This is a genomic window from Coxiella endosymbiont of Ornithodoros maritimus (assembly GCF_907164965.1).
Lineage (GTDB): Bacteria > Pseudomonadota > Gammaproteobacteria > Coxiellales > Coxiellaceae > Coxiella.
In genome coordinates this window covers 1-5,949 of sequence record NZ_CAJRAM010000005.1, presented here as the reverse complement: position 1 = coordinate 5,949, position 5,949 = coordinate 1, and the positions used below count along the sequence as shown (strand labels likewise).

Below are 5,949 nucleotides of genomic sequence, written 5' to 3'. Positions count from 1 at the left end.
TCGATTCTTTGTCTGTCGGTAGGCAGCCTACGCACGGAAACGACAGACATTTTTTTGTAACTAGCCAGCCTATGAATAGAAACTTTTTAAACTTGGTGATTCCGCTCAGGAGTCCAGGCGCGCTTTTAGCGCACAGCGCACGTAGTGCGCTGGGTCCCCCGCCTCCGTGGGGACGATGAGAGAGCTGGGATGACGGATTTAAGTTTTTAGTCTTTAACTAGAGGATCGAAATTGCGTCAATATCCTTACATAATAGAACAACGACGACTTTCTTCAACATTTAGTTCAAAGACTGGTTGATCATTGTGACGCAACGAAAACAAGGCGGATTTACACTCCTTACACTCCTTACACTCCCGAAGTATTTCACTATTCTCACCTTCTTTGAGAAAAAGTTTCAATGGCATTTGCATTTCATGATAAATTATCCAATTTAAAAGCAAAGCCAACACTGCAAAAGCAGCGTAACTTCCATAAAATATAGTTTGTTCTTCCATACTAAGAGATAAATTATCTTTGATTAAAGCAACCACACGCTCCAGAAAAGGAGGACTCATCGTTGCCGTCGATATTAGAATCCTCCACGTGGTTCTCAAAAGAGTTGAAATTCCATGCCACAGAAATGGATGTTTTTCAAAAAAGGTCTTTAAGGCTGGGCGCGTTTCCCATTTACATTCGTTGGAATTTTCTTCTAACTCTACAGGATCAGTTAACAATTGTATGCCTTCGGAACCTCTTACTCCTATTTCCTGCAACCGATTCTCAGGATTTGCATAATGCACCTTTCTTAGTTGCCAATCATTGAAAATAGTTCAACCCAAAGTATAAATCTAAGGGCAGCATTGGCCCCTACTAAAGCAAAATAAACAGCAAATTCATTTTTAATATTACCATCGGTCGTAAAAATATAATCATCTGCAAAAGGAGCAATCACTTTATTTTTATCTAATAAAAATACAAGCACCGCACCGACAGTTATTAACGGCACAGCCGTCAAATCTTTTTTCTTCAACGGAGCATCATGTTTATGTTTAATTGAAACGAGTTGTCTCATAAAAAAATCTCCTTATAATCTTACAATGAGGAATTTATTTTCATAAGAAAAATTTAAAACAACAGTAACATGTTAATCTATGGGGTCACTATTAATTGATTATTTTAATTTTAATTTTAATTTAAGTAAATAACGGCGTGTGGCTAATTAAATCAGGTAGTTTACTCACTTCACCCATTGCAATTTTCATAAAACAATTTTTAACTGGGTTAAACCGATCCGTAATATTTAATCCTATATTGCGCGCTTGTACAATAAGTGGAAACTGAACACCAAAACATTCTTTAAAAAGACGCATGGCGGCTAGCATTATTGTATTATCGCCTTTTCGCCAACGCTCATAACGACGCAATGTGAGTAAGTTGCCAAGACCCTGGTTTTTTTGATGGGCGTCGATAAAACATTGAGCTAAACAAGCGCCATCCATAAAGCCTAAATTAACTCCTTGTCCCGCTAACGGATGAATCGTATGCGCAGCATCGCCAATTAATGCCATGCGTGAACCGATGTATTTTTTGGCATGGCGCATAATTAAGGGAATGGCTTTTGGGTGAGTGAGTCGTCGAATTTTTCCCAATTGCAACCCAAACGCATTATTTAATTTTTCATTAAATTCAGTTTTGTCCAACGTCATTAAATGATTGGCTTTTTCCGTAGCCACCGACCAAACAATGGCACAGTGGTGTGGATCAGCCAAAGGTAACAACACTAAAACAGCCTTCGGTAAAAAAACTTGCCAACCCGTTTGCTGATGTGCATTTTCAGTTTTGACCACAGCCACTACTGCGCTTTGTTCGTAAGGTCGCTCATTAATTTCAATGGACATGTGTTGGCGCAACCAAGAATGTCCCCCGTCGGCACCCACCACGCACGGCGTTTGAATTTTTCGATCGTTATCTTCTAATTCAAGCTCGACGAAATCCATCGTATGAAACAATTGTTTGGGTTTTGCCGGACAAATAAATTCGACTAAAGGGTCCCCTTGGCATTTTTCCCATAACGCGCGAATTATTTCACGATTCTCAACAATAGCACCTAACGCGCAAGCGCCTACTTCGGCACTATCAAAAGTAATTCTAGCGCCGCCAAGACCGTCCCAAACTTTTAATTTAACCAAAGGCGAATAAGTCGGTTTCCGAATCTCTTGCCAAACGCCTGCCGTTTTTAACAAACGTGTTGAAACAGCATTAATAGCGCTCACGCGCGAATCTAAAGTTTCTTTATTCCAACATAATAACGGTTTTTTTGCCTCGATAATGACGGTATTTATTTTGGCTTCTGCTAATAGCCTTGCCAATAATAATCCCACCATGCCAGCGCCAACAATGGCTATCGGTTTTTTCTTTAACTCAGGTCGCGTCATCCAATTTCAATCCTCGCATTAATTGCGGTAAGCGACCAGAAAGACCCATCAGGCGTTTGGCTAAACGTTTTTTAAACGGGGGTAACAGACCTGTCGCCAATAAACCCAACCCCCGCGCCTTATTGGCTAACGGGAACTGTACACCAAACCATTGCGAAAGACCGCGAGTTAATCCTGTTATCCGCGCTTGGTCGGCTTTCCGCCATCGGCTATATGCTTGCAAAAAACGGATATCGCCTAACGGTTTTAATTGACGGCGTGCGTCGATTAATACTTCGCTCAGCACAGCCGCGTCTCGCAATCCTAAATTAAATCCCTGAGCAGCAATAGGATACAGCGTATGCGCAGCATTACCGAGCATAACAAAACTTGGGCGAACTTGTTCTTGGGCAATTAACATTTGTAGCGGAAAGCGTTTTTCACGCTCAACGGATTGGATAGCGCCAATATAAGGTTTAAAAATCCGATCTAATACCACGCAAAATTCGTCGTCAGACCACTGCCCGATCTCATCTGCTTTTGTTTTCGGTAACGTCCATACTAATCGGTATTGGTTAGCTTGAAAAAGCGGCAAAAGGGCTAGCGTCCCTTGTGAGGTAAAGCGTTCGTAAGCAATGTGGTTGTGGGGCTGTTTTAAGCGCAATAAAGCAATAAGCGCCACTTCGTTTTGGTTCTCTTCTTCAACGGGAATTTTTAATAAGCGACGTGCTGTGGAGTGGCTCCCATCGGCGCCGATTAATAAAGCAGCTTGTAACTGTTGCTGCCCGTTTATTGTCGAAAAAATAACCTGCGCATGATTCGAATTGCATTGAATATCATCAATAGTCGAGATAGGAACGATCTCCACGTTTTTTTGCAAAGCAGCTCGTTGATAAAGGCTCTGTTGCAATTTTGCAAAAGACACGACATAGCCTAAGGCAGGCACATTAAATTCACCCGCGCGAAAACGAAGCGCGCCCAGCGCTCCTTGATCCGACACATGCACCGTCGAAATTGGACAAGCCTCATTCGCTAAATCATCCTCTACCCCCAGAGTTTTCAAAATTTGATAACTACCGAAAGATAACGTCAGCGATCTTACATCGTTCGATGAAGTCACGGCAGCTGATGGCAAATGGTGCTCAAGGATTTTGATTCTTATCCCGTGACCTTGTAAGGCCACCACCACGCTGGTGCCTACCAGGCCGGCGCCGATGATGATGATGTCAGTTTGATTCATGTTAGTGTATCTGAATTTTAAATATCCCCTCTCCCAGTGGGAGAATCAAAATGGGATATCACATCCTACCATGTCAAGGCTCGCGGCTAATAGCGAAATCGAGTATCATAAGGACACTTCAATTGAGAGAGGGAAAATATGACCAATCTTATTGCCGACCGCCTATCAGCCTTACGTCGTTTAATGCATGAAATGGGAGTCGATTATTATTACGTTCCTTCCAGCGACCCTCATAAAAACGAATACGTTCCTTCCTGTTGGCAACGGCGCGCCTGGATTAGTGGTTTTACGGGATCGGCGGGCGATGTAGTCGTTGGAATCGATAAAGCTTTTTTGTGGATAGACCCGCGTTATTTTCTTCAAGCCGCACAACAGCTCGACGATTCGCTCTATTATTTAATGAAAATTGGACAAGGTGAAACACCCGCGATTGACCAATGGTTAACTCAGCAAAAAAACGGCATCGTTTTTGCCGTTGACCCCCGCTTAATTAATCTTGAACAGACCGAAAAAATTCAGCGCGCTTTAGAAAAAAAAAATGGAAAATTATTAGCCCTCGATAAAAACTTAATCGATCGCGTTTGGGAAGATCAGCCGCCGCTTCCCCAAGCACCCATTCAACTTCAACCATTGCAATACGCCGGTCTTAGCGCGGAAGATAAATTAACGGCTCTGCGTCAGACGTTGCAAAAAGAGAGTGCGGATGCCATCGTCTTAAATACGCTAGACACTATTGCGTGGCTTTTTAATATTCGCGGCAATGATGTTGCTTATAATCCGTTGGTTATTAGTTATGCTGTCATTACGCAAAACGAAGCTAGTCTTTTTGTAAATCCTCACAAAATTATTGAAGAGGATCGATCCTATTTTAAAAAAATTACCGTTGACATAGAGCCTTATGAAAGTATCGGAAAATCGCTAGAGTCATTATCAGGCTCGGTATGGCTGGACCCAGGAGCGACTAATTTATGGCTTCGAGACCAGCTAAAAAACACAGCTTCTATTATTTTAAAACCATCACCTATTACATTGGCAAAAGCATTAAAAAATCCCGTGGAACAAAAAGGAGCGAGAGAAGCGCATATTATCGATGCCATTGCGATGATTCAATTTTTACACTGGATTGAAAATCATTGGCAATCGGGAGTGACTGAAATATCAGCGGCTGAAAAATTGGAATTTTTCCGACGCAGCGATTCTCGTTGTTTGGATTTAAGTTTTCCCAGCATTAGTGGATTTGGTCCGCATGGTGCGATTGTGCATTACTCGGCAACAACCGATACCGATGCCACCATTAATGATTCGGCACCCTATTTAATTGATTCGGGCGGCCAATATCATTATGGAACTACCGACATTACCCGAACTATTCACCTTGGAACTCCTACAGAAGAAGAAAAATGCCTTTATACCTTAGTACTCAAAGGGCATTTAGCGATTCGCCAGGCCGTTTTCCCGAAAGGGAGTTGCGGGGAGCATCTCAATGCCCTAGCGCATCAATTTTTATGGCGAGAGGCACTGGATTACGGACATGCCACAGGACACGGCGTTGGCAGCTATTTCTGTGTCCACGAGGGGCCGCAGGCAATAACTTCTCGTTATACCGGCATTCCTCTGCAACCCGGAATGATCGTGAGCAACGAACCGGGTGTTTATTTAACCAATAAATACGGAATCCGAATTGAAAATCTCTGCCTAGTCACGGAAAAGTTCACCGTTGACGACAGCCTCACCGGGGACGGGCCTTTTTACAGTTTTGAAGATCTCACACTGGTTCCTTATTGCCGTAAATTAATTAATCCTAACTTGCTCACCTCTGAAGAAATCCAGCAAATTAATGACTACCATCAACGAGTTTACCAAACCCTAAGGGACTTATTACCGGCCAATGAATTAAACGATTGGCTACATGAGGCCACCGCCCCGTTATAAATTTGACGCACAATAAGCCAATGAAAAGTGCCCCTCCTTAAAGAGGGCGTTATAATGCGCCAACATAGAGTTTCTATTTTTAAAAAAAGGAGCAGGGCCATGAAAGATATTAAAATACTTGGTGTTGGTATTTATTGCAAAAGGGGTTTTTCAACTGTGTGGGATTGATGAGTGGGGTAAGGTGATCCACACGAGAGGGGTTAGGCGCTCAATATGTGTCCACTGTGGCAAGGCCTTAAGGTGGCTTGTGTGGTTGATAGAAGCGTGTGGAGGCGCGAACCATTGGTATCGGGTTCATGGGGTTGGGCATCCCAACACAGTTGATCGGTCCGCCGCAGGTCAAACCGTATGTCAAAAGTAACAAGAATGATGGTAACGATG

Annotated in this window: 2 protein-coding genes and 3 pseudogenes; 2 read left to right on the top strand and 3 right to left on the bottom strand. The window is 42.9% G+C overall.

All coding sequences use genetic code 11. The features are described from left to right. Window positions 1–245: 245 nt before the first annotated feature. From OWO34_RS00330 to ubiH, 3 genes and pseudogenes are all read right to left on the bottom strand, one after another. A pseudogene (locus OWO34_RS00330) lies at window positions 246–1,054 on the bottom strand (Dot/Icm T4SS effector MceA). Between the two features lie 121 nt (window positions 1,055–1,175). Beyond that, on the bottom strand, window positions 1,176–2,417 hold the full coding sequence (locus OWO34_RS00325; protein WP_267256151.1) for a UbiH/UbiF/VisC/COQ6 family ubiquinone biosynthesis hydroxylase: 1,242 nt from the start codon (window positions 2,415–2,417) through the stop codon (window positions 1,176–1,178). Next, the gene (gene ubiH, locus OWO34_RS00320; RefSeq protein ID WP_267256150.1) at window positions 2,404–3,636 is read right to left on the bottom strand and encodes a 2-octaprenyl-6-methoxyphenyl hydroxylase; all 1,233 of its coding nucleotides are present in this window, start codon (window positions 3,634–3,636) and stop codon (window positions 2,404–2,406) included. The genes OWO34_RS00325 and ubiH overlap by 14 nt, the downstream gene beginning before the upstream one ends. 107 nt (window positions 3,637–3,743) lie before the next feature. Between ubiH and OWO34_RS00315 the strand changes: the two are divergent. Next, window positions 3,744–5,568, top strand: a pseudogene (locus OWO34_RS00315) (M24 family metallopeptidase). 99 nt (window positions 5,569–5,667) lie between these two features. Then, a pseudogene (locus OWO34_RS00310) lies at window positions 5,668–5,949 on the top strand (IS110 family transposase); the annotation flags it as partial.

What these genes read in the sequence shown, in the direction of transcription:
- OWO34_RS00325 (WP_267256151.1), bottom strand. Translation starts at nt 2,417, where the DNA reads ATGACGCGACCTGAGTTAAAGAAAAAACCGATAGCCATTGTTGGCGCT.
- ubiH (WP_267256150.1), bottom strand. Translation starts at nt 3,636, where the DNA reads ATGAATCAAACTGACATCATCATCATCGGCGCCGGCCTGGTAGGCACC.